Source organism: Paraburkholderia tagetis, from assembly GCF_022213065.1.
In the GTDB taxonomy this organism is placed as follows: Bacteria; Pseudomonadota; Gammaproteobacteria; order Burkholderiales; family Burkholderiaceae; genus Paraburkholderia; species Paraburkholderia tagetis.
Genome location: NZ_JAKLJA010000002.1, coordinates 88,077 through 108,615 on the forward strand (window position 1 = coordinate 88,077; position 20,539 = coordinate 108,615).

A 20,539-nucleotide genomic window follows, 5' to 3' on the forward strand; every position below is an offset into this window, starting at 1 on the left:
AAGCGAAATGGAAAACAATTTGGAGAACCTGACCATTGGTGCGTTTGCCAAGGCCGCCGGGGTCAATGTCGAGACGATCCGCTTCTATCAGCGCAAGGGCTTGCTGCTCGAACCAGACCGCCCTTACGGGAGCATCCGGCGCTATGGCGGGCCGGACGTGGCGCGGGTGAAATTCGTGAAGTCGGCTCAGCGGCTGGGCTTCAGCCTGGATGAGATCGGCGAATTGCTGAAACTCGAAGACGGCACCCATTGCAGCGAGGCGTCCGAACTTGCAGCGCTGCGGCTGATTGATGTGCGCGCCCGCCTGACGGACCTTGCGCGGATGGAGGCGGCGCTGTCAAAACTGGTGGACGAGTGTTGCGCGCATCAGGGTCACGTGTCCTGTCCACTGATTGACTCGCTGCATGGCGGCTGAACGACGGTCAATGCGGCCGATGACACGGCTTGTTTGGGCTTGGCGGAATTTTCTGGGGTTCCGACTTACCCCCGCCAGGGCTTAAGTCGGTTGGCTGTTCCATTGCTCCCCAGACCCCATATGCTTAAAGCCGACCACCTGCGTGCCGAGGTACAGTTCCTTCGCAATCCCCTACTTCAGATTTCGCGCGCGGTACAGGTCATTGCGGCGAGCGCCGGAAGTACCCGACGAAATCACATTGGGTCTTCGATACAGCAGTGCTTCCAATGTCTCTCACGTATTGATGTGGGAATCTCAGAGGACGATAACTGAAAACGTGAGCGTGTGTGGGTGAGGCACGTCCGGGACAGCCCAACTGACACCTTATGCGCTGTACGCGCTCCTTGCCTCACCTAGTGCTAGGTTGATCACCTCTATTACGTCGCGGTTCAGGTGAACGTGCTCTGCTGGCCGAACGGGAAACTTCCCCATCTTCGGCAAGATTGCTACGCAGTATTGTGCATTGGCCAACGCGATGCCCGCGAATGCGATCACGCTCGAAATTTGAAACGACGGGTTATCTATGTTTGCCAATCTCGCTCGACAAAAATGGCCCCCCAGGGCCACAAGCATCGAAAATGCACTTAGCACAACGACGCGACAGGCTAAGCGGCCGAGGATGTTCCCCACCAACGCATGCACGAACGCACCATCATCCAGTACGACACCGCGGAGGTCGGCCCCAAGCGTTAATAGCGCGCTCCGTTCAAAAACCATCCTCGTGAGCAAATATGCCGCCTGCAAGGTACTCAGGCGGCAAACCTGCGTGAGCCCCCATGGTCTTTCCATTGGCAGGTTCGCGCTTTCAGCTTCGCACGGCCGCGTTCCGACAAAGCTATATAAGGCACGCAGCGTTGCTCGATACACGAGCAATGGGAGGCCATATCGAAGATAGCCATAACGATGTGGCATATCAGACTCCCCGCCAACCGAGTTCGCGACTTTATGTCGCCACGCAACGATGTCGACCGGAGCAGCAAACTCCCACCGCAATCGCGCTGGTAAGGGATGGTAGAGCGCCATGGCTCCCGTTAAGAGCCGATCGTGCAACAACTTGAAGGGTGAATCTGAATCCGTCCAACGACAAGCAATCTCATTTAAAAATTGTAGCTTGCCAGCGGCCTCGGCAAACCATGTACTTACCGGTGCAAACCCGAATTCGATCGAACTGCGATGCCTTCGTAAGTCTTCTCCACCTCCATGAATGAACGGCGCTCCGGCGATCCAACCAGCGCATTCTGAACACTTAAACGGAGTGGCGAACAGTTTCGCGGTGAAACGATAGGCGCCTACGAGTGTGCCACATGACTGGCATCGGTCCGTCAACAAACATCGATGCATCGGACACTCCTGCATCGCGGAAAATTGGAACCACAAGCTATGAAAGCCATTTGACAAGCATATCGGGCAGAATCGCAGTACCTGAGACCATAAAGCGTCGTTCAGATGTGGCAGACGGCCGTCGACGTCCCGCTCCGCCGGTTTCCAATTCCAGCCTGTCATTTCAATGATTCGTTGCTGCAGTAGACTGTCACCATCATAGAAGCTGAAATTATGCGCTGCATCGCCTAGCTCGAACACGCGGCAGATTCCGCGACGATTCCAAACATTGCGCGCGGCAAGTCGCAATAGTACAGAGAAGGTTGATTCGTGTTGTACTGGCGGGAGGTCAGTTCCGATAATCGGATCCCGGCGGTGCAGCGCTTGGCACTTGAGATGCGACATTGCACCTCCCTCAACGGCCACAACTCCCCGCTCCCGTGGCGAGTCGTTTCATCATTTCGCCCGTTTGTGTCAAAGGCCGATCACCCGCGGTTGCGCTCTATCGTCCCGCTCGACCCGACTCCGCATACTTGGTCCGATGTACTCTTGTCGGTGACGGGCGGCGTTCGCCCACCTGCTCCCGGGCTACAGGTTAGTGTCGCGTGGACGCGCACCATGACCCTTTTCGTCGATCATGTGGCAATTCGGCGTTCTTCGTCGCAGAGCCAAGTCGCCCATCGTAGCCCGAGCCCTCCAACGGCATTTGTGTGGCGATTTCGCCAACCAGGATATCAGGCACGGCGACACGTGCCCCCCACAGAAGCGTAGACGCCTCTTGGAGACTCACGCAATGGTTCGCGCCTATGCGGAAATTTGCCATATGCGAGGCTCGCCTCGTGACAGTGAGGCCACAGCCTTCGCAATGCGCCCCCATGCGACCGCTTGCCTCCACGCATCGTCACCTATCACCATATCTGCCGCGTCACGTTCCCAATGAGCGTGGACGCATGCCTTGATCGCAGCAAATACGTTCGCAGTGGGTAGTGCCAAGCTCTTGCCGCGCGTTGCCTTTGCCAATGCGTTCACAAAGCTCGGGGCCTCGTTCTCCAGCCGAAACCCGGCGGCGTAGGCGGCAGGAAAGAGTGTGCTCGTCCAAGTATCATCGCTGCCGATCGAGAACGGCGCGGAATCGATTTCTCTGAGGACCCGCACGATATCTTCCTGCTTGTTCAATCCCCTGAGAGAGCACTTGTGCTGGGCGAACCTTGCGTCGATGCATTCTGGCCAGCTTGCAGCGACGTTGTAAAATTTGGGGGCTTCCCCGAAGAGCAGTGAAACGAGTCGCACGCGCTCGTTATGCAATGCATTAAAGATGTCTTTCAGAAACTGCATGTCCAACTCTCTGAGCTCCTGCGCTTCGTCGACCATCAAGATCACGGTAGAAGTGCCTGATTGGCGTGCAGCGTCGGAAAGATAGTTTGTCACTCTCTGCCGCAAGTCGCCCGTTTCCCCTATCGCGCTGTCATACCCGAGTCCGTAAAGAAAGTTCTTGAAGAAACCGCGGATCGTGTTCGCATGCAGGTTCAAAGCGTTATATAGCACGACGGGAATGTCGCCGTAGTCACGTTGCAGTGCGCCCCGGAACTTTGCGATTGCAAACGTCTTTCCGGTGCCACTCGGCGCAGCAATCGCGCACGATGTCGCACCCGTCACCATGACAAGCCGTATGACGGTGTACATTTCATCGAGTGGCTGCGTTCCAAGGGCATCGACATTCATGAACAGTGGATGCAGCCATGGCTTGACGCGGCCGGAATCCCCCGCATTGACGATTACTTTAGGTTCAGTATAACTAACCGTATTCATCTCGTGCTCCTGTTGGTTCGCTATCGATCGCCTGAAACGCCCAGCTCGTTCCGTCGATAACCGCCCCTGCCTGTCCAACGGGGGGATGGTGAATCACGAGGTCCGATGCGCACAAACACCCGTTGACGTCAATTTCGACCGGTGAGCGGAATGATCGAAATACCCAAGGCCTTAACAAGGTCGATCGACGATTCCCATCCCTCCTCAACTGCGGACTCCAGATTCTCTCCTTGTTTTTTGTCGTTCAGTTCATGTCGTGCCGTAACCAGCGCGAGATTTTTGGCGTTCATTGCACCTCGCTTGGTTTTCGTGGCCTGTGCAAGGGCCTTCATCTGTTCTTCCTGAAAGATGCTGACCACCGCGCGGAATTCGTCGTCTCCGCGGCGTATGCGGCGGTCGCGCGCGATCAAAAGTGCATCGGACCAGGACACCCTGTACTCGCGCCACTTCCGTTCTGGCACAAGTTCAACGGATTGCTTGATATCCGGTATAAAGCCGACTGCATGGCGAATATCCCGAAGGTCGATGTAAACCGTAATAGGTTTGCCAATCAGCCAAGGCTTGTCGGCAAAATCCCGGCTGCGATAGGTACAGCGAATGCCGTGTATCCGCACACTCGGCTGCTCACCTTTGGCCGCTCGTCCCGTGATGCGCGCCTCTTCGAGATGAGCGAAAAACATCCAGTCGTCTTTTCGTTGTGGAAGTGGCTGTGGAAGGTACGGTTGCTCCGGAAAATCAACCGCTGCGCGCACGAGTTGCTCCGGGCTGGCATTGTGCAAACCTTCGTTAGTCTGCATATTATGGTGTCTTATTTCACCGACGATGATGGCTATAAGGTCGCTTACCTTAATTTCGTAGCGAGTGGCCTTGCCGACGGGATCGTCTCGACGTCCATCTGTTGGACCACTGCCCAACGTCGACGGCACGCGCTGAACCCCTCGGCGAGTTAGCGTTCCATTTATCCGCTCAATAATGGCCCGTGCCCACCACGCGCGTGCAGGACCAAAATTGATCGCGCACCCGAGCACATCCATCAGGTTGTTTGTCACATCAGCGCATGTGTTGCACCATGCTCGATCCATCCTCAGCACCGTAAAGCCACTTCGGCGTACCTCTGGTATCAATGCGCCGATCAGGTAACTTCCATCCGGCGCGTATCTAAAAAAGGGATGCCCGGAATCGACGGGGTCGGTACGAATCGCACTATCGACAATTTCGAGTACGTTCTGGGCGGTGGGAGCCGGCCGAAGCACCGCATTAAACCCATACACAGATTGGTTGCTTTCGTCGCACATCAACCCGATATAGAAGCGCGCAACAGGAATCCGGTGTTGTACCTTCCGCGCATCTTCGAAGATGAGGCAACCAATGGCGTCCGTGAAGTGGAAATCCAACTGCATGAACGAGCCGACCCTCTGGGCTCGGATAAGCGGGCTCGGGCCGCGCCCGTCCGCACGACGCGCCGCATCGGCCGACAACCGCGCCCGTCGAGCAAGAAGCGGGTAATTTTTCTCGAGCTCTTTACAATACTCGCGAACGGCTTTTTCACCTTGATTATCGGTCTTAAATGGCCAATCGCCGTCACCTACACCTCGTTCGCGAAGCGCAAGCTTGAAGTCTATCCAGATGGAGCGATACGGCACACGTTTCTCCGGCAATCGCTCGCTACCGTCAGGGAACAACCTGTCCTTAATGAAGTCCGCCAAGTCCTCATAGCGCTCCAGCACCTGACCGAATACGCCCGCGTAGCCGGCGGAGCCACTGCCTTGCTGAACCTCCACGCTTTTCGTGCGTGTGTACCCAACACGATAGCCACGCATCAGTGCGAGAAACCCGACAATGCCGCCAGCGCCATCCGGGAGCAAACACCGCTTAGTCCAGTAGCGTACGGCGGGTTCCGTACACTTTGTCCTTCGATAGATCTCGTCGTATTCGACGTCTCTGGTGGCAAGCATGACCGCGCGCCGGCGGCTCTTAAACATTTCTCTGTCGGCTTCACTCATAAACGAGAGCGTTAGGTCGTCGACGTCCGGCCAGCGCGTAAAGTCGCGATGCTCCGCGGAAACAATGCAACGAGGACGACCGCGCGCGCTACGAATTTTTAGTCCCTCGCATAGGCGTTCCGAACCACGCGCGTCGACGGAATCGATGATAGGCAAGGCGATAGCCGGCGCAACGTCGCTGGCGCATCCCGGGTCGTGCTGTGCAGGGCGCAGTTCCGACAGTCGCCCTAGCAGTTGCGTAGCCAGGTCCACTTGCAGTTCGCCATTGAGAATGTAGTGTCCGAGCAAACCCAGCATAACAGCTGGATCGACATCGCCTTGCTGCAGAGTGTCGATCAGTTTGAAGGGCTTCCCGGCTACTAGGCGTTCTATGGCAAGCCGTGCTTCATGCCATGCCGTGCAAGAGCGAGCACGATTCACGAATCCGCAAAGATGTAGAACATTGTCGAATCTAATTGCGTGTGACTCGAGTGCCTCGCCCATCTTCAGCACGATGTTCGGCTCGGCATTGGCTCCCCGCTCTCCGTCCGCGTCATTCGGGTTCGGCATAGTGGGCTGCCGCGCGGCATCAACGAACCGCCAGACTTCATGGCGACCGTCCGCATAGTAGACCCACATATCCTGAGCGCCAGCCCGTCCGCCGTTCTGCGCCATTCGGTCTCTAAGGAAGTAGCCAGCTACCGTAGGATCGGCTTCGAGTAGCACGGCGTGCATGAACGGAACGTCCCCGCTGATCACCAACCGCTCGTTCATTTTCGGCGAATCAAACAGCCAGACGTTGGCAAGCCTATTCTTTTGGTCGCGGACGGCCATTGCGGCTGATCGACGTCTCCGAACGATCTCGCCAAGCGGGAATGCAGACAATCGTGCCATTGCAGTCTCGGTTCAAGGGATAAAAAAGAAAGCAACTCCCCTTGACTTCGGCGTGTCGAAGTACGAGACTGTTACTCGAGGGCAAGAGAAGTTGTGGTCTCGAGCGCTGCAACGCCCGAGAGTCACCGTCAGTGTCAGATCATCGGACTTGTCTCCTGTAAATGCGATGCGGCGTCGTTATCAACGGCGCCGTTTTCTTTTGGCGCTAACTAGCCATGAATTCACTCCGTGCACGAAAGCCGCGACATTGACGCCAACTCAGTAGGCGAGCGACAGTGGGACGATGGCCTCTTCGACCTGAATAGCACGCGGCACCGCCGGTGCGTCGCACGTCAGCGGAGCGATGGATATGGTGGAAACACGCGTCGTACGTCCCGGCAGCCCAAGGCACCGCCACCGGCAAGTCGGAAGTCAAATACCATATGTGTCTAGTGATAGCCAGCAAAGTACCGTTTGACAAGCAATCGATTCAAAAATCCCACCGCAATCTAAATTGCTAGCTCCAATTTTCACGAACAACGCAACTGCATCTTATTTATAAAGCGTATATAACCCACAATCGACGTATATAATCCATCAATAGACAATGGATTTCAGTATCTAAATATCTTCGCCTCAGCCGGATTTATTGATGCAAATTACGTCGCCGCACTGAGTGCATCGATCAGCGCGAACAGGTACGGATAGTTGAGTTCGCCCAGATCCGGTTCGTGCCGCTCCGGCACGCCGGCAATCTGGATATGGCCGATGCCGGCGATGTCGCGCTTGAGTTTCATCGCGAGGTCGCCTTCGACAATCTGGCAGTGGTAGCAGTCGAACTGCACGCGCAGGTTCGGCGCGCCCACCTCGCGGCAGATGGCCTGCCCTTCGTCCTGGCGGCTGAGGAAATAGCCGGGCATGTCGCGCTGATTGATCGGCTCGATCAGGATCTGGATCCCGTCGCCGCGCGCGGCTTCGGCCGCCCAGGCGAGGTTGCTCAGGTAGGTCTCGTGGTGGCGCGCGCGATCGCCGCCGGCGCCGATCAGTCCTGCCATCACATGCAGCTTGTCGTTGCCGATCGTGCGCGCATAGTCGAGCGCGGTCTCGATCGAGCGGCGAAACGCGTCCTCGCGGCCCGGCAGCGAGGCCAGGCCGCGTTCACCTGCGGCCCAGTCGCCGGCCGGTGCGTTGAAGAGCGCCTGCACGAGGCCGTTGTCGTCGAGACGCGCACGGATTTCGGCGGCCGGGTGCTCGTAAGGAAAGAGATATTCGACCGCGCGAAAGCCGTCACGAGCGCAGGCGGCGAAGCGGTCCATGAACGGATGCTCGTTGTACATCATGGTGAGATTCGCAGCGAATCGCGGCATGGCATCAACTCCGGTTGGAGATTATGGATAGCGCCGAGGCCCGGCCTCGCGCAAAGAGGCTCGCGCTGGCGCTGCAAAGGGTTGCGCGCAGCGTGGTCCGGCGCTCAGCGCCGCGGCTTGCCGATCATCCGCACCATCGCCCGCCCGAGTTCCTTCACCACCGTGTCGGCGGTCGGCCGGTGCAGCAGCGCGATGTCCATGGTCTCGATCGAAGGCAGCCCGCTCTTTTGCGTGAGCACGACGTGGTCGGCCGTGACCGAACGCAACGGCAGCACGCTGATGCCGAGCCCGTCCGCCACGGCCGCCTGAATGCCGCTCAGGCTCGAGCAGATGAAGCTCATGCGCCAGCGGCGGCCAAGCCCTTCGATCGCGTTCGTCATGTCGTCGCGATACAGCCCGCGCGGCGGGAACGCCACCAGCGGGATCGGATCGAGCTGAAACGACGGATTCTTCGCGCTGTCGATCCAGCGCAGTTGCTCGGGCCAGCTGGCCACCGCCTCGCGGCTGTTGCGCCGGTGCTTCACGAGCGCGAGGTCGAGGTCGCCGCGGTCGTAGCTGCTCTCGACGTCGCGGCTCAATCCGCTCATGACTTCGAGCTTCACCTGCGGATGCTGGCGATTGAACGCCGCAAGCGTATGGGTCGTCGGCCCGCCGACGAAATCCTCGGGCACGCCCAGACGCACCGTCAAACCCACTGCCGCCCCCGCCAACGATTCGAGCATTTCGTCGTTGAGCGCCAGCATCCGCCGCGCATAGGCCAGCAGCGTCTCGCCCGCATCGGTGGGCCGCACGTCGCGGGCGCCGCGCTCGAGCAGCTTGTGCCCCGCCATGTCCTCCAGACGCTTCACTTTCTGGCTCACCGTCGACTGCGTCGAATGCAGCCGCGCCGACGCCGCCGTGAACGTGCCGCAATCCGCCACCATGACGATGGCCTTGAGCAGGTCCAGGTCGAACAGCGGCCGATGCCCTCTTGCGTTGCTTTTCATCGGACTATTTGATTTTCGAATGGGATACCGCCTTCTATCACGTGGCGTGAAGGCTGGCAATCGCGCGCCATTCGCTGGCAAACTGGTAAGAGATGACGCGCGCCCCGGTTTTTCCGCGCGCGCCGCTCGCTTTCGCATCCGGCTTTCATTCCCGGCTTTCTTCCCATGAACACTACGGTGGAATCGGCATGACTTCTGCTAACAGCCCTCTCCTGCTTTCCAATGTCCGCTTGCCCGATGATCGCCACGAACACGGCGGCGAGACCGTGTCCGTTTCGGTCGTCGGTGGACGCATCGAGGCGATCGGCCCGAACGTGGCGCCGCCGCCCGATGCGCTTGTCGAAGATGGCGGCGGCGCGCTGCTGCTGCCCGGCTTCGTCGAAGGCCACACGCACCTCGACAAGACCCACTGGGGCCGCGACTGGTATGTCAACGAAGTCGGCCCGAATCTCACCGACCGCATTGCGAACGAACGGGAATTCCGCAAATCCTCCGGGCACGATGCAGGCGTGCAATCGCTCGCGCTGTCGCGCGCATTCCTCGCGGCTGGCACCACGCGTTTGCGCACCCATGTCGATATCGACACCGATGCGGGCCTGCGTTACCTCGAAGGCGTGCTCGGTACGCGCGATACGCTGGCCGACGTGCTCGACATGCAGATCGTCGCTTTTCCGCAATCGGGTTTGCTGATTCGCCCCGGCACCGACGAGTTGCTCGGCAATGCGCTCGCCGCCGGCGCCGACGTGCTCGGCGCGCTCGATCCTTCCTTGATCGACGGCGATCCGGTGGGCTCGCTCAATGCCACTTTTGCGCTCGCCGAGCGTTACGGCAAGCCCATCGACATCCATCTGCACGAACCCGGCGAGATCGGCGCGTTCACGCTGAAGCTGCTGCTCGATCGCGTGGAGGCCATGGGCATGCAGGGGCGCGTCGTGGTGAGCCACGCGTTCTGCCTGGGCGCGCTGCCCGAGCCCACGGCGCTGCTCGAACGCGTCGCGCGTCTGCGCGTGGCGCTGCTGACGAGCGCCCCGCCCTCGCGCACCGTGCCGCCGCTCAAGCGCTGCCGCGAGCTGGGTATCACGATCTTCGGCGGCAACGACGGCATACGCGATACGTGGACGCCGTTCGGCATCCCGGACATGCTCGAACGCGCGATGTTCATTGGCATGCGCTACGACCTGCGGCGCGACGATGATCTGGCGGTCGCGTTCGACTGCGTGAGCCATGCAGCCGCGCAAGGCTGCGGTTTCGCCGATTACGGCCTGCATGCCGGCGCGCGCGCCGACCTCGTGCTGGTGGACGCACCAACGCTCGCGCATGCGGTGGTCGCGCGGCCGGTGCGCAAGCTGGTGGTGGCGAACGGGCGCATCGTCGCGCGTAACGGCGCACTTGCCGCTGCCGCGTAACTGGCCGCGCGATCGACGACGGCGCGGTGGCGGTCAAGGCATGACGATGGTGGGCGCAAGGATTCTGATGGAGGACTGCCGCGTGCTGTCGGTCAACGAAGCGCAGAGACTGGAGAGGGTTCAGGCCGCTGCGGAGCACACGCTCGAGCGCAGCGGCCTGCGTCGCCTGCTGGACATGCCGGCGACGTTATGGCGGGCCAGCCACGACTAAGCCCGCGCTTTAAAGCCCGGCTATCAAGCCGTGCGCTTCGGCTGCTGGCCGAGCGTGAGCTTCACCGTGCGGTTCACGTCCTTGTACAGCAGGTAACGGAAGCGCGACGGGCCGCCCGCATAGCAGGCCTGCGGGCAGAACGCGCGCAGCCACATGAAGTCGCCGGCTTCGACTTCCACCCAATCCTGGTTCAGGCGATAGACGGCTTTGCCTTCGAGCACATAGAGGCCGTGCTCCATCACGTGCGTTTCGGCGAACGGGATCACGCCGCCCGGCTCGAACGTGACGATGTTCACGTGCATGTCGTGGCGCATGTCGCTCATGTCGACAAAGCGCGTCGTGACCCAGCGGCCTTCGGTGCCGGGCATCGGGATCGGCTCGATGTCGCGCTCGTTCGTCACGAAGGCTTCGGGCATCGGGACGCCGTCCACGGCTTCGTAGTGCTTGCGCAGCCAGTGGAAGCTGGCGACGCTGCCGCTGCGGTTGTGCAGCGCCCAGTTCGTGCGCGGCGGGATGAATGCGTAGCCGCCCGGCACGAGCTTGTGCTCGGCGCCGTTGAGCTTGAGCTCGAGCTCGCCGTCGACCACGAAGATCACGCCTTCAGCGAGATCGTCGAGTTCGGGGCGGTCGCTGCCGCCGCCGGGGCCGACTTCCATGATGTACTGCGAGAACGTTTCGGCGAAGCCGGTCAGCGGACGTGCGAGCACCCACAGGCGAGTGTTGTCCCAGAACGGCAGGTAGCTCGTGACGATGTCACGGATCACGCCCTTCGGGATGACCGCATACGCTTCGGTGAACATGGCGCGGTCGGTCAGCAATTCGGTTTGAGCCGGATGACCGCCTTTCGGCGCGTAGTAAGGACTGGATGACATTCTGTGTACTCCGTGAGGATTTGATGTCACAACTTCAAAGACGAGGCCGCGCGCAACACCAAGCGCGCGAGGGCGCTCGGGATAGCTAGCCGTGCAGGCCGGATGCGGCAGGCACGGCTTCGGGTGGTTCGAATTGCATGCGCGGGGCGTCGCCCCAGAACTGCCCGCGTCGAACGATGACGCGCCCGGCGGGCGCGGCCGCGACGGCGGCCGCTGCGTTCGGTGCCTTGACCACGACGAACGACGCCTCGTTGCCCACCTTCAGGCCGTAGTCGCGCTTGCCGATCACGGCCGCGCCGGCTTCAGTCGCCATGTCGAGCGCCACCAGCAGTTCTTCGTCAGTATAGAAGCCGGAACGATAGCCGAGCAGCATGGCGCGCTGCAGCATGTCGCCGTTGCCGTATGGCCACCAGGCGTCCTGAATGTTGTCGTTGCCGCTGAAAACGCGCACGCCGGCGGCGCGTAGCTGGAGAATCGGCGGGAAGGCGCGGTCGCCGGGGGCGTTCGTCATGATCGACACGCCCGCTGCGGCAAGCGCATCGGCGATGCGCGCCACTTCGTCCGCACTGACGTCGCCCAGCGCATAGGCATGGCTGACCGACACCCTGCCCTCCAGACCGGCCGCGCGGGTGCGCGCGGCGATGCGATGGAGTTGCTCGATGCCTTGCGCGCCGGCTTCGTGCAGGTGGATGTCGATTTTGACGCCGCGCTTTTGTGCGATGCCGAAGACGATGTCGAGCTGGCCATCGGCGTCGCCGTCGAGCGTGGTCGGGTCGATGCCGCCTACCACATCGGCGCCTTCGCGCGCGGCGGCGTCGAGCAGGTCGGCCGTGCCCGGGCACGACACGACGCCGGCCTGCGGAAACGCGACGAGTTCGATGTCCATGAGGCCGCGCCACTTTTCGCGCGCTTCCATCACGGCATGAAGATGGGTCAAGCCGGTCGTGGCGTCCACGTCGACATGGCTTCTCATGGCCATGGTGCCGAACGAGGCGACCTGGCGGATCAGCGCGTCGGCGCGCTGGGCAATGGGCGCCGCGCTCGCCAGCGCCGCTTTTTCGTCGGCGAGGCGCTCGCGCAGCGTGGCCGCGACGCGATGGGGGCGCCAGCGATCGCCGAGGAAGCTTTTGTCGAGATGGATATGGCCGTCGACGAAGCCCGGCAGCACGAGGTGCCCCTGGAGGTCGACGACCTCGGCACGGCCGGTTTCGGGGCGCTCCGTGGCGAGGCTGATGAAGTGTCCGTCGCGTATGGCGAGATTCAGGGACTGGCCGTCAGCGCCTGTGGCATTGACGAATACGCGATCGAACATGGCTGTGTCTCAGCGAAGCAAGGACCCACTGAAACGCGTGCCGATCTGCGTTGCGCTCGCGGCGCCGTGTGGTCCCGTGTGGCCCTATGGGGGGATCAGTATCGACACCATATCGGAAGCCAACATTATCGACAAATTAAATGTTGGAATGCTCGCCATTCATTTTCTCGATGGTTTGTCTCGTTACAGGCCGAGCGCGCGCCCGTCGCTGCGCGGGTCGTGCGCGCCCATCATGTGTCCGTCCGCGTCGATGCGGATGGCTCCGGGGTGCCCTGCCAGTTGGCTTTGCGCGGGAATCGCGCTCATTTCGTGGCCGCGCGCGGCCAGTTCGCTGAACACGCGAGCGCCCGCATCCTCTTCGAGCTTGAGGCTGTCGCGGCTGTCCGAGAAGGTCTTGCCGAGCAGAAAGCGTGGCCGGCCGAGCGCCGTGTGCGGGTCCATGTCGTAATCGATCAGGCGCGTGAGCACGGCTGCGAGCGTCTGCGGCTGGCCGTCGGCGCCCTGGGTGCCGTACAGCAGATGCGGGCGGCCCCCCTTGAGATACATGCCGGGGTTGAGCGTATGGAACGGCCGCTTGCCGCCGCGCAGCACGTTGGGGCTTTTCGGATCGAGGCTGAACGAGGCGCCGCGGTTGTGCCACAGGATGCCCGTGTCGCCGGCCACGACGCCGCTGCCCCAATCGAAATACACGGTTTGCAGCATGCTCACGCTGTTGCCGTATTGATCGGTCGCGCCGATATACGCCGTGTCGCCGTGCTTGAACCTATGCGGCCAGGGCATCGCGCGATCCATGCGGATACGGCGCGCGTGAGCGTCGAGCGTTTGCGTCGATAACATCTGGTCGACCGGCACGTCGACGAAGTCCGGATCCGCGACGTAGCGGTCGCGATCGATAAACGCCAGCTTCACGGCTTCGACGAGGACGTGATAGTAGTCGGCGCTGTTCTCGGGAATGGAGGCGAGATCGAAACGCTCGAGAATGCCCATGATTTCGAGCGTGGTCACGCCTTGTGTCGGCGGCCGCAGGCCCAGCAGCTCGCCGCCGCGATAGGCCACGCGCAGCGGCACCTCCTCGCGGGCCTGGGTGCGGGCCAGGTCGTCCAGCGTGAGCGGCGAGCCCGCCTGCTTCAGGCCTGCCGCAACGCGGGCCGCCAGGTCGCCCTCGTAGAACTCGCGGCCGCCATGCGTGGCGATGCGATCGAGGCTGCGCGCAAGCTCGGGTTGGACGAACCGCTCGCCCGCCTGCGGAATCTGTCCGCGTGGCATGAAGACTCGCGCGAAGCCCTCCCAACGGGCCAGTTCGCCGGCGCGCAGCGTTTGCCAGAACTGCTGCGAGGGCGTCACGGGAAATCCATTGGCCGCGTATTCGATGGCGCGGGAAAACAATGACGACCAGCCTTGCTTGCCGCCCCATGCGCCACGGCTGAGCGAGTAAGCCTTGTCCCAGACGGCGACCGAGGCCCCCGTGGTCAGCGCCGCGCCGGGCCCGCGCACTGGAATGGCGCCCGGGTAGTCCGGCAAGCGCGCGGCGGCCTGGCCGATGCCCGAGAGCGTACGGACATGGCCTGCGCGATCGCTGATCACCATGAAGGCGTCGCCGCCCAGCCCGGTGAAGTGCGGATACGTGACGTTCAACACCGCGCCGATCGCAATGGCCGCCTCGATGGCGTTGCCGCCCGCGCGCAGCACTTCGCGCCCCGCCTCGCTCGCGAGTTCGTGGGGGCTGGTCACCATGCCGAGCGACGAGCGCGCAAGACGCGGTGTCTCGCGCAACGCGCCGGGGGCGAGCGCGACGTTGTCTTCCAGACTCGCCTGCTGCGTCATCCCGTCGATGTCCGCTTCCGTGTCCGCTTCCATGTCGATTTGGGCTTGCGCTACGAACGTCATACTGCCTCCCCTATACATTTATCGCTTATGCCGCGGCCCCGATGGTTGGTGCCGGTTGCCGCGGCCATTTCTTCAGCCCACTATCGAGCTTCCGGCTTCCAGCCCTTCCACCAGCGGTGCGTGGCGACTTCCGGCGCCGAATAGCGTTCTTTCACCCAGGCATAGGCCGGTCCGAGCGCGTTCATCGCAATTGCCGCAAGCAAGGCCATGAGCGGATTGTGCGCAACGGGACCGAAGCCGCCGAAGAGCGTGCCGAAATACGTCGCGAACCCGAAGAACATGCCCGGGATGAAATTGAATATGACGAACTGGCGGGCCAGCGCCATCATCAGGCCGTTCAGCGTGAAGAGAATCGCCATTTGCGCGAGCAGCAGCGTGTTGCCGCTGAATTGCGTCGCCGCGTAATCGAAGCCGAGTACGATCAGGAATGCGAAGAACGAACCGACCGGCAAGGTGGGCCAGATACGCTTGAGGTTCCTGGCGCTCGGCCCGCCCATCGCGAAGGTGGCGGCCCAGCTGATGAAGATGGCCCACGGCGGCAAATGCAAGGGCAACATGCTGATCGGTATGGTGGTGACTGCAAGGGCTGATGCAACGACTTCCGCGGGTAGCTTCTTCATGATCGTCTCCTTGAGTTTTAATGGAACGTTTTAGGCACAACGTCTTAGGCACAACAGCACGAATGCCGATGGATTTTGCAGTGGTGGGTGGTGACCACCGTAATGCGGCCGCGCTTGATGACCCACAGCCGTGGCGGGATATCGAGCAGCGCATCGGCGACCTTGAAGGTGTCGAGAATCACGAGATCGGCCTGATTGCCCACGGCGATGCCATAGCCGTGCTCGATCCCGATGGCGCGCGCGGCGTTGCGCGTGCCCATGTCCAGAATCGCCTGCTGGTGCTCCGGCACGCCGAACTGGGCCACGTGCGCGAGCATGTTGCCGATCAGCAGCATGTCGGCCTTGCCAAACGGCGTGAAGGCGTTGCGCACGTTGTTCGACGAATAGGCGACGTTTACGCCCGCGTTATGCAAGGCCTTGACGGGCGTGAGGCCGCGCCGCTGGTTGCGCTCGTCCTTGCGTCCGCCTAGATAGAGGTCGGTCGCCGGCAGGGTCACGATGCTGATGCCCGCTTCGCGCAGGCTGGCGACGACGGGCTTGAGCGCCTCGTCGTCGAGCGAGCCGAGGCTCGTGACGTGTCCGAGCGTCACGCGGCCCTGGTAGCCGGTCTCGATTGTCTTTTGCGCGATATACGAAATCGCCGCGAAACGCTGGTCGCTGGTGTCGTCGGCGAAATCAGCGTGCATGTCGACGGGGACGTTAAAGCGCTGCGCGAGCTCGAACACCATGTCGATATGGCGTTGCGTGTCGTCCCAGTTGAGTTCGTTGTATGGGCAACCACCCACGACGTCCGCACCCATTTTCAGCGCCTCGATCATCAGATCGTGCGTGCCTTGCGACTTGAGAATGCCCTCCTGCGGAAACGCCACGATTTGCAGGTCGATCAGGTCTTCGTATTCGGATTTCAGTTCGAGCAGCGTCTCCACGCCGATCAAGCCCTGAATGAGGTCGACGTCGGGGTGCGCGCGCACGGCAACGGTGCCGTTCTTGATCGCCATGTCCAGCACCTGGCGCGAACGCTCGAGCACGTCGTTGCGTTCCTGCTTGCTCTTGAGCACACCCGTCACGCGAATCGCCTCGTCGAGCGTGCCGAAGCGGGCCGGCAGACGGCGATGCAGCAGCGCCTTGTCGAGATGCAGGTGCGACTCGATCAGCCCTGGAATGGCGGCGCGCCCGCGCGCATCGATGATCTCGTCCGCCGATGCGTTGATGCCCGGTTCGAGCGCCACGATGCGTCCGTCACGAATGGCGATGTCGACTAGCGGGTCGTCGTCGCGAACGCAAACGTTGTTGATCAGCAGGTCCACATGCATGGTCCGGTCTCCTTACGTAATGGGTCGGCCAGGAGCGTGTGCTGTCGCGTCACGTCGCGTCCCGGCACGGCAGGCATGCGCTGCGGAGCTGCCCGGTGGCGGCCCGCAACGGCTTGCGCGGTAAAGGTAGATTAGGTGCGTGGCGCTCAGCCGGACATCGGGATTGGCTGGTTTTCGCCCAGGGATTTTCCGAGACGCACCGCACAAGAGGAGGCACAACGGGACAAACGAGAAGGCGCACCAGGCAGGTGCGCCAGGGGAATGGCGTTCAGGTATCCGTGCCAGCGACGATGAGCCCGTGCTGGATGGCGTAATGGACGAGCCCGGCAGTCGACGGGATGTCCATCTTGTCGAGAATGTTGGCCTTGTGCGTGCTGACCGTTTTGCTCGACAGCGAGAGGCTGTGCGCGATCTCGTTGATGCTGCTGCCCTCGACGAGCATCTGGAAGATCTGGAACTCGCGCGGCGTGAGCAAGGTATGAGGAAAAGAGCTTGGGGGCTGGTGCAATTGCTTGACCAGTTTCTCGGCCACTTGCGACGAGACGATCGTGCCGCCACGGGCGACCTTGCGTATCGCGCCGATCAACTGGTCGGATTCGGCGTTTTTGGTGAGATACCCCGCTGCGCCCGCGCGGATCGCATGTACCGCGTACTGCGACTCGCGGTACATGCTCAGGACCAGTACCGGCAGCGACGGGTGGCTTGCCTTGATCTGCTGGATCAGCGCAATGCCGCTCTTGCCCGGCATCGACATGTCGAGCAGCAGCACGTCCACGGCCGTGCTGCGTAGCTGCTCGACAACGTCGGTGCCGTCGACGGCTTCCGCCGCAACCTGCATGTCGGGCACCGTGGAGATGATCCTTTTCAGGCCGTCGCGAATGATCGCGTGGTCGTCGGCGATCATGACGCGCATGATGGGCTCGCTGCGTGGGTGGCTGCGTTGGTGGCTGCGTGGGTATCTGAGTCGGGATCCGCGGGGCCCAGCGGAATGCGGGCACTCACGCGCGTCCCATGGCCGGGCCGGCTGGTGACGTCCAGTTGGCCGCCGAGCGCCAGCGCGCGCTCGCGCATGCCAAGCAGGCCGAGCCTGCGCCCGTTCGAGGCGCGCGAGGTGTCCATGCCGCAACCATCGTCGGCAATCGCCAGGTGGCAGTGATCGTCGTGCGCGTCGAGTTCGACCACGACGCGCGAGGCCTTGCCGTGGCGGCTCGCATTGGTGAGCGACTCCTGGACGATGCGGAAGATGGCCGTGCTGCGCTCCGTATCGAGCTCGCCCAGCAACGCCTCCGGCATGTTCAGCCGCAGGTCGCACGGCAGGCCGTTGCGCTGCGTGAACGATTCCGTCAGCCATTCGAGCGCCGCGTGGAGCCCCAGTTCATCCAGCACCGGCGGACGCAGGTCGGACGCGATGCGGTGCACGGCATCCATCGTGGTGTCCACCAGATCCTTGAGCATCCGGATGTGGTCGATCTGCCCGAACGTCAACGCGCGCGCCTGCGTTTCCAGGTAGTTCAGACCGAGCCGCAGCCCGCTCAGCAACTGGCCGAGCTCGTCGTGCAGCTCGCGCGAAATGCGTGCGCGCTCGTTTTCGCGCACGGACTGAAGCCAGATGGAAAGCTGCCGCAACTGCGAGCGCGAATCGCGCAGTTCCGTTTCCGTGCGCTTGAAGTCGGTGATGTCGCGCGAGATGCCGACGGTGCCGACGATGCTGCCGTCCGCGCCGCGCACCGGCATCTTGACGGTATCGAACCAGAGCAGCTTGCCCTGGGGGCCCGGGCGCTTTTCCTCGTAGCGGCGGCGCTTGCCGTCCTCGAGCACGGCGCGGTCGGTGTCCAGGTAAACCCGGCCCAGTTCGGGCGACCAGACCTCGTCCGGCGTGCGGCCGATGATGTCCTTCTCGGCGCGTCCGCACGCTTCAATAAATGCTTCATTGACGAGGACATAGCGCGACTCGGTGTCCTTGAGCCATGCCTGATCCGGGATATTGCTCAGAATGGCCCGGTGCAATTCGCCATAGTTCTCCACTACTGTTCCTCGCAAGGGACGCTCCTCTCGAATGTATGCAATATATCAATCCCGGCAAGTTCACGCGCCTCTAGTTTTCCCGGATATTCCTGAATTTCAGTGATTCATGAATTATTCGTCTTATTTTTTTGACTCTACAGCCGCTTCTACAGCCTTAAGGCTGTAATGCCCATTTACAGGTTAAAGACTGTATTTGTCATTTACAGCCTTTAGTTTGTATTTTGCATTTACAGTCTATAGACTGTGAAGATGCCCTTCGCCACGTCACCGCCGCAGGAGCTTCGCGTGGACTATTCGCTCAAGACCGTCAGCCAGTTGCGCCCCATGCTGCTGGGATTTCGCAAGCAAGCCGGCCTCACCCAGGAAAAGGTCGCGCAGCGCCTCGGCATCTCTCAGCAAAGCTATGCCGCCTTCGAAGCGCACCCCGAGGCCGCAAGCGTCGACCGGCTCTTTCGCGTTCTGCGGTTGTTTGCAGTCGAAATGCGCCTGTCCTCCGCGGCTTCGTCCGCTCCGGTCGCTGCGGCCACCGCGGCTGCTCCAGTCAGCCCGGGCAAGCGCAAGGCGGCGTCCGCGCCGGCAACGCGCGGCGCTGCCGCGAAAAAGCGCGCAGCCCCCACCGCAGCGCCTGCTGCGGCACCCGGCGCCGCAAAACGCACTACCGCCTCTGCCGCCGGCAAGCGCACGGCGCCAAAGACCCGCGCGAAGCCGCGCAAGCGGGAGGACTGGTGATGGCGCGCAACCGCCAGACGAACCGGCTCGACTTGTGGATGAACGGTTTGCCCGTCGGGTACTGGGAGGTCGTGCGAGGCGTGGAGCGCCTCGCGTATTTCGAAACCTGGCGGGACGACGAGCAAGGCCGCCCGCTCTCGCTTTCGCTGCCCTTCACGCCAGGCAATCAGCCGTTGCGCGGCGCCGTGGTGGCCGATTACTTCGACAACCTGCTGCCCGACAGCGAGCGCATCCGGCGCCGCATCGCGGCTCGCTACCGCACGAGCGGCACCACGCCATTCGAGCTTCTTGCCGTGCTCGGGCGCGACTGCGTGGGTGCGCTGCAACTGCTGCCGGCAGGCGAGACGCCGGTGGGCCTCGAAAACATCGAAGGCAAGCCGCTGTCCGCTGCCGACATCGCGCGGCTGCTGCGCGACACCACCGCCGCGCCGCCATTTGGCGAGCACGAGAGCGTGGACGACCTGCGCCTCTCGATTGCCGGCGCGCAGGAGAAAACCGCCCTGCTTTGGCACGGCGACCGCTGGCTGCTGCCCATGGGCAGCACGCCCACCACGCACATCCTGAAGCTGCCGCTCGGTCTCGTCGGCAACATGCGCGCCGACATGCGCACCTCGGTCGAAAACGAATGGCTCTGCGCGAAGATCGTCGCCGCTTTCGGGCTGCCGATCGCGCCCTGCGAGATCGCCCATTTCGAAGACACCAAGGCGCTCGTGGTGGAGCGCTTCGACCGGCGCATGGCGCGCAATGGCCGCTGGATCGTGCGACTGCCGCAGGAGGATCTGTGCCAAGCCACCGGTACGCCGGGCCTGCACAAGTACGAAGCCGACGGCGGACCCGGTATCGAAGGCGTCATGGCGGTGCTCGGCGGCTCCTTGCGCCGGACCGACGACCGGCGCCATTTCTTCATGGCGCAGTTGGTGTTCTGGCTGCTCGCGGCAACGGACGGCCACGCGAAGAACTTCAGCATCGCCCATCTGCCTGGCAGCCGATACGTTGCCACGCCGCTCTACGACGTGCTCTCGGCGCATCCGATCATCGGGCGCGGGCGCAATCAGCTTGCGGCGCAGCGCGCGAGCCTTGCCATGGCCGTGCGCGGGCGCAACGCGCACTACCGCATCGCGCAGATCCTGCCGCGGCACTGGATCGCTCAGGGGCAGCGCGTGGGCTTTGCCATCGAGCAGGTCGAGGCCATGATGGCGACGGTGGCGGGAGAAACCGAACGCGTGATCGGCGAAGTCGCCGCCCAGCTTCCCGGCGATTTTCCGCTCGACGTGGCCGAGGCGATCTTCGCGGGCATGCGCAGGCAGGCAAGAGTCTTGAAGGCCGCTTGAGCCGATGCCGGCAACGCGCGATGCGCGTGCGCGTTGCCGGTG

The 20,539-nt window shown here is 62.3% G+C and carries 16 protein-coding genes and 1 pseudogene; 5 read left to right on the forward strand and 12 right to left on the reverse strand.

The genetic code is table 11. The annotated features are described in order from the left end of the window. Positions 1-7 precede the first annotated feature (7 nt). Positions 8-415 (forward strand): Hg(II)-responsive transcriptional regulator, encoded by a 408-nt coding sequence (gene merR / locus L5014_RS03500; protein ID WP_021157790.1) that lies wholly within the window; start codon positions 8-10, stop codon positions 413-415. Between the two features lie 363 nt (positions 416-778). Here merR and L5014_RS03505 read toward each other — a convergent pair whose 3' ends face one another. The 5 genes and pseudogenes from L5014_RS03505 to L5014_RS03525 all read right to left on the reverse strand — a co-directional run bounded on the left by L5014_RS03505 (position 779) and on the right by L5014_RS03525 (position 8,791). Beyond that, positions 779-2,179, reverse strand: a complete 1,401-nt coding sequence (locus tag L5014_RS03505) for a TniQ family protein (RefSeq protein ID WP_238462195.1) — start codon at positions 2,177-2,179, stop codon at positions 779-781. A 399-nt stretch (positions 2,180-2,578) separates the two neighbouring features. Next, positions 2,579-3,583 carry an ATP-binding protein gene (locus tag L5014_RS03510; protein WP_238462196.1) on the reverse strand — a complete coding sequence of 335 codons (1,005 nt, stop codon included), beginning with the start codon at positions 3,581-3,583 and terminating at the stop codon, positions 2,579-2,581. A 128-nt stretch (positions 3,584-3,711) separates the two neighbouring features. After that, a complete protein-coding gene (locus L5014_RS03515; protein ID WP_238462197.1) occupies positions 3,712-6,399 on the reverse strand; it encodes a hypothetical protein in 2,688 nt (895 codons plus the stop codon). A gap of 713 nt (positions 6,400-7,112) precedes the next feature. Beyond that, positions 7,113-7,805: pseudogene (gene otnI, locus L5014_RS03520) on the reverse strand (2-oxo-tetronate isomerase); the annotation flags it as partial. A 104-nt stretch (positions 7,806-7,909) separates the two neighbouring features. Next, a complete protein-coding gene (locus L5014_RS03525) occupies positions 7,910-8,791 on the reverse strand; it encodes a LysR family transcriptional regulator (protein WP_238462198.1) in 882 nt (293 codons plus the stop codon). 188 nt (positions 8,792-8,979) lie between these two features. On the opposite strand from L5014_RS03525, the gene L5014_RS03530 reads away from it, so the two are divergent. Continuing rightward, positions 8,980-10,197, forward strand: coding sequence for an amidohydrolase family protein (locus L5014_RS03530; protein WP_238462199.1), 1,218 nt, complete (start codon positions 8,980-8,982; stop codon positions 10,195-10,197). Positions 10,198-10,237: 40 nt separating this feature from the next. Continuing rightward, entirely contained in the window at positions 10,238-10,408 is a 171-nt protein-coding gene (locus tag L5014_RS03535) for a hypothetical protein (RefSeq protein ID WP_238462200.1), read from the forward strand. Between the two features lie 23 nt (positions 10,409-10,431). Here L5014_RS03535 and L5014_RS03540 read toward each other — a convergent pair whose 3' ends face one another. From L5014_RS03540 to L5014_RS03570, 7 genes are all read right to left on the reverse strand, one after another. Further along, a complete protein-coding gene (locus L5014_RS03540) occupies positions 10,432-11,280 on the reverse strand; it encodes a bifunctional allantoicase/(S)-ureidoglycine aminohydrolase (RefSeq protein WP_238462201.1) in 849 nt (282 codons plus the stop codon). Between the two features lie 85 nt (positions 11,281-11,365). Continuing rightward, positions 11,366-12,592: an amidohydrolase family protein gene (locus L5014_RS03545; protein WP_238462202.1), complete on the reverse strand. Its 1,227-nt coding sequence runs from the start codon at positions 12,590-12,592 to the stop codon at positions 11,366-11,368. Between the two features lie 183 nt (positions 12,593-12,775). Further along, positions 12,776-14,326, reverse strand: coding sequence for a gamma-glutamyltransferase (ggt, locus tag L5014_RS03550; protein WP_238462492.1), 1,551 nt, complete (start codon positions 14,324-14,326; stop codon positions 12,776-12,778). A gap of 233 nt (positions 14,327-14,559) precedes the next feature. Beyond that, positions 14,560-15,099, reverse strand: coding sequence for a DUF1097 domain-containing protein (locus tag L5014_RS03555; RefSeq protein WP_238462203.1), 540 nt, complete (start codon positions 15,097-15,099; stop codon positions 14,560-14,562). A gap of 44 nt (positions 15,100-15,143) precedes the next feature. Next, positions 15,144-16,412, reverse strand: a complete 1,269-nt coding sequence (locus L5014_RS03560; RefSeq protein WP_238462204.1) for an amidohydrolase family protein — start codon at positions 16,410-16,412, stop codon at positions 15,144-15,146. A gap of 268 nt (positions 16,413-16,680) precedes the next feature. Then, positions 16,681-17,328 carry a response regulator gene (locus L5014_RS03565; RefSeq protein ID WP_238462493.1) on the reverse strand — a complete coding sequence of 216 codons (648 nt, stop codon included), beginning with the start codon at positions 17,326-17,328 and terminating at the stop codon, positions 16,681-16,683. After that, positions 17,313-18,452 carry a PAS domain-containing sensor histidine kinase gene (locus L5014_RS03570; protein WP_238462205.1) on the reverse strand — a complete coding sequence of 380 codons (1,140 nt, stop codon included), beginning with the start codon at positions 18,450-18,452 and terminating at the stop codon, positions 17,313-17,315. The genes L5014_RS03565 and L5014_RS03570 overlap by 16 nt, the downstream gene beginning before the upstream one ends. 270 nt (positions 18,453-18,722) lie before the next feature. Here L5014_RS03570 and L5014_RS03575 point away from each other — a divergent pair, with 270 nt between their 5' ends. Continuing rightward, positions 18,723-19,166: a helix-turn-helix domain-containing protein gene (locus tag L5014_RS03575; protein WP_238462206.1), complete on the forward strand. Its 444-nt coding sequence runs from the start codon at positions 18,723-18,725 to the stop codon at positions 19,164-19,166. Continuing rightward, positions 19,163-20,497: a type II toxin-antitoxin system HipA family toxin gene (locus L5014_RS03580; protein WP_420800006.1), complete on the forward strand. Its 1,335-nt coding sequence runs from the start codon at positions 19,163-19,165 to the stop codon at positions 20,495-20,497. The genes L5014_RS03575 and L5014_RS03580 overlap by 4 nt, the downstream gene beginning before the upstream one ends. The last annotated feature ends 42 nt before the right edge of the window (positions 20,498-20,539 follow it).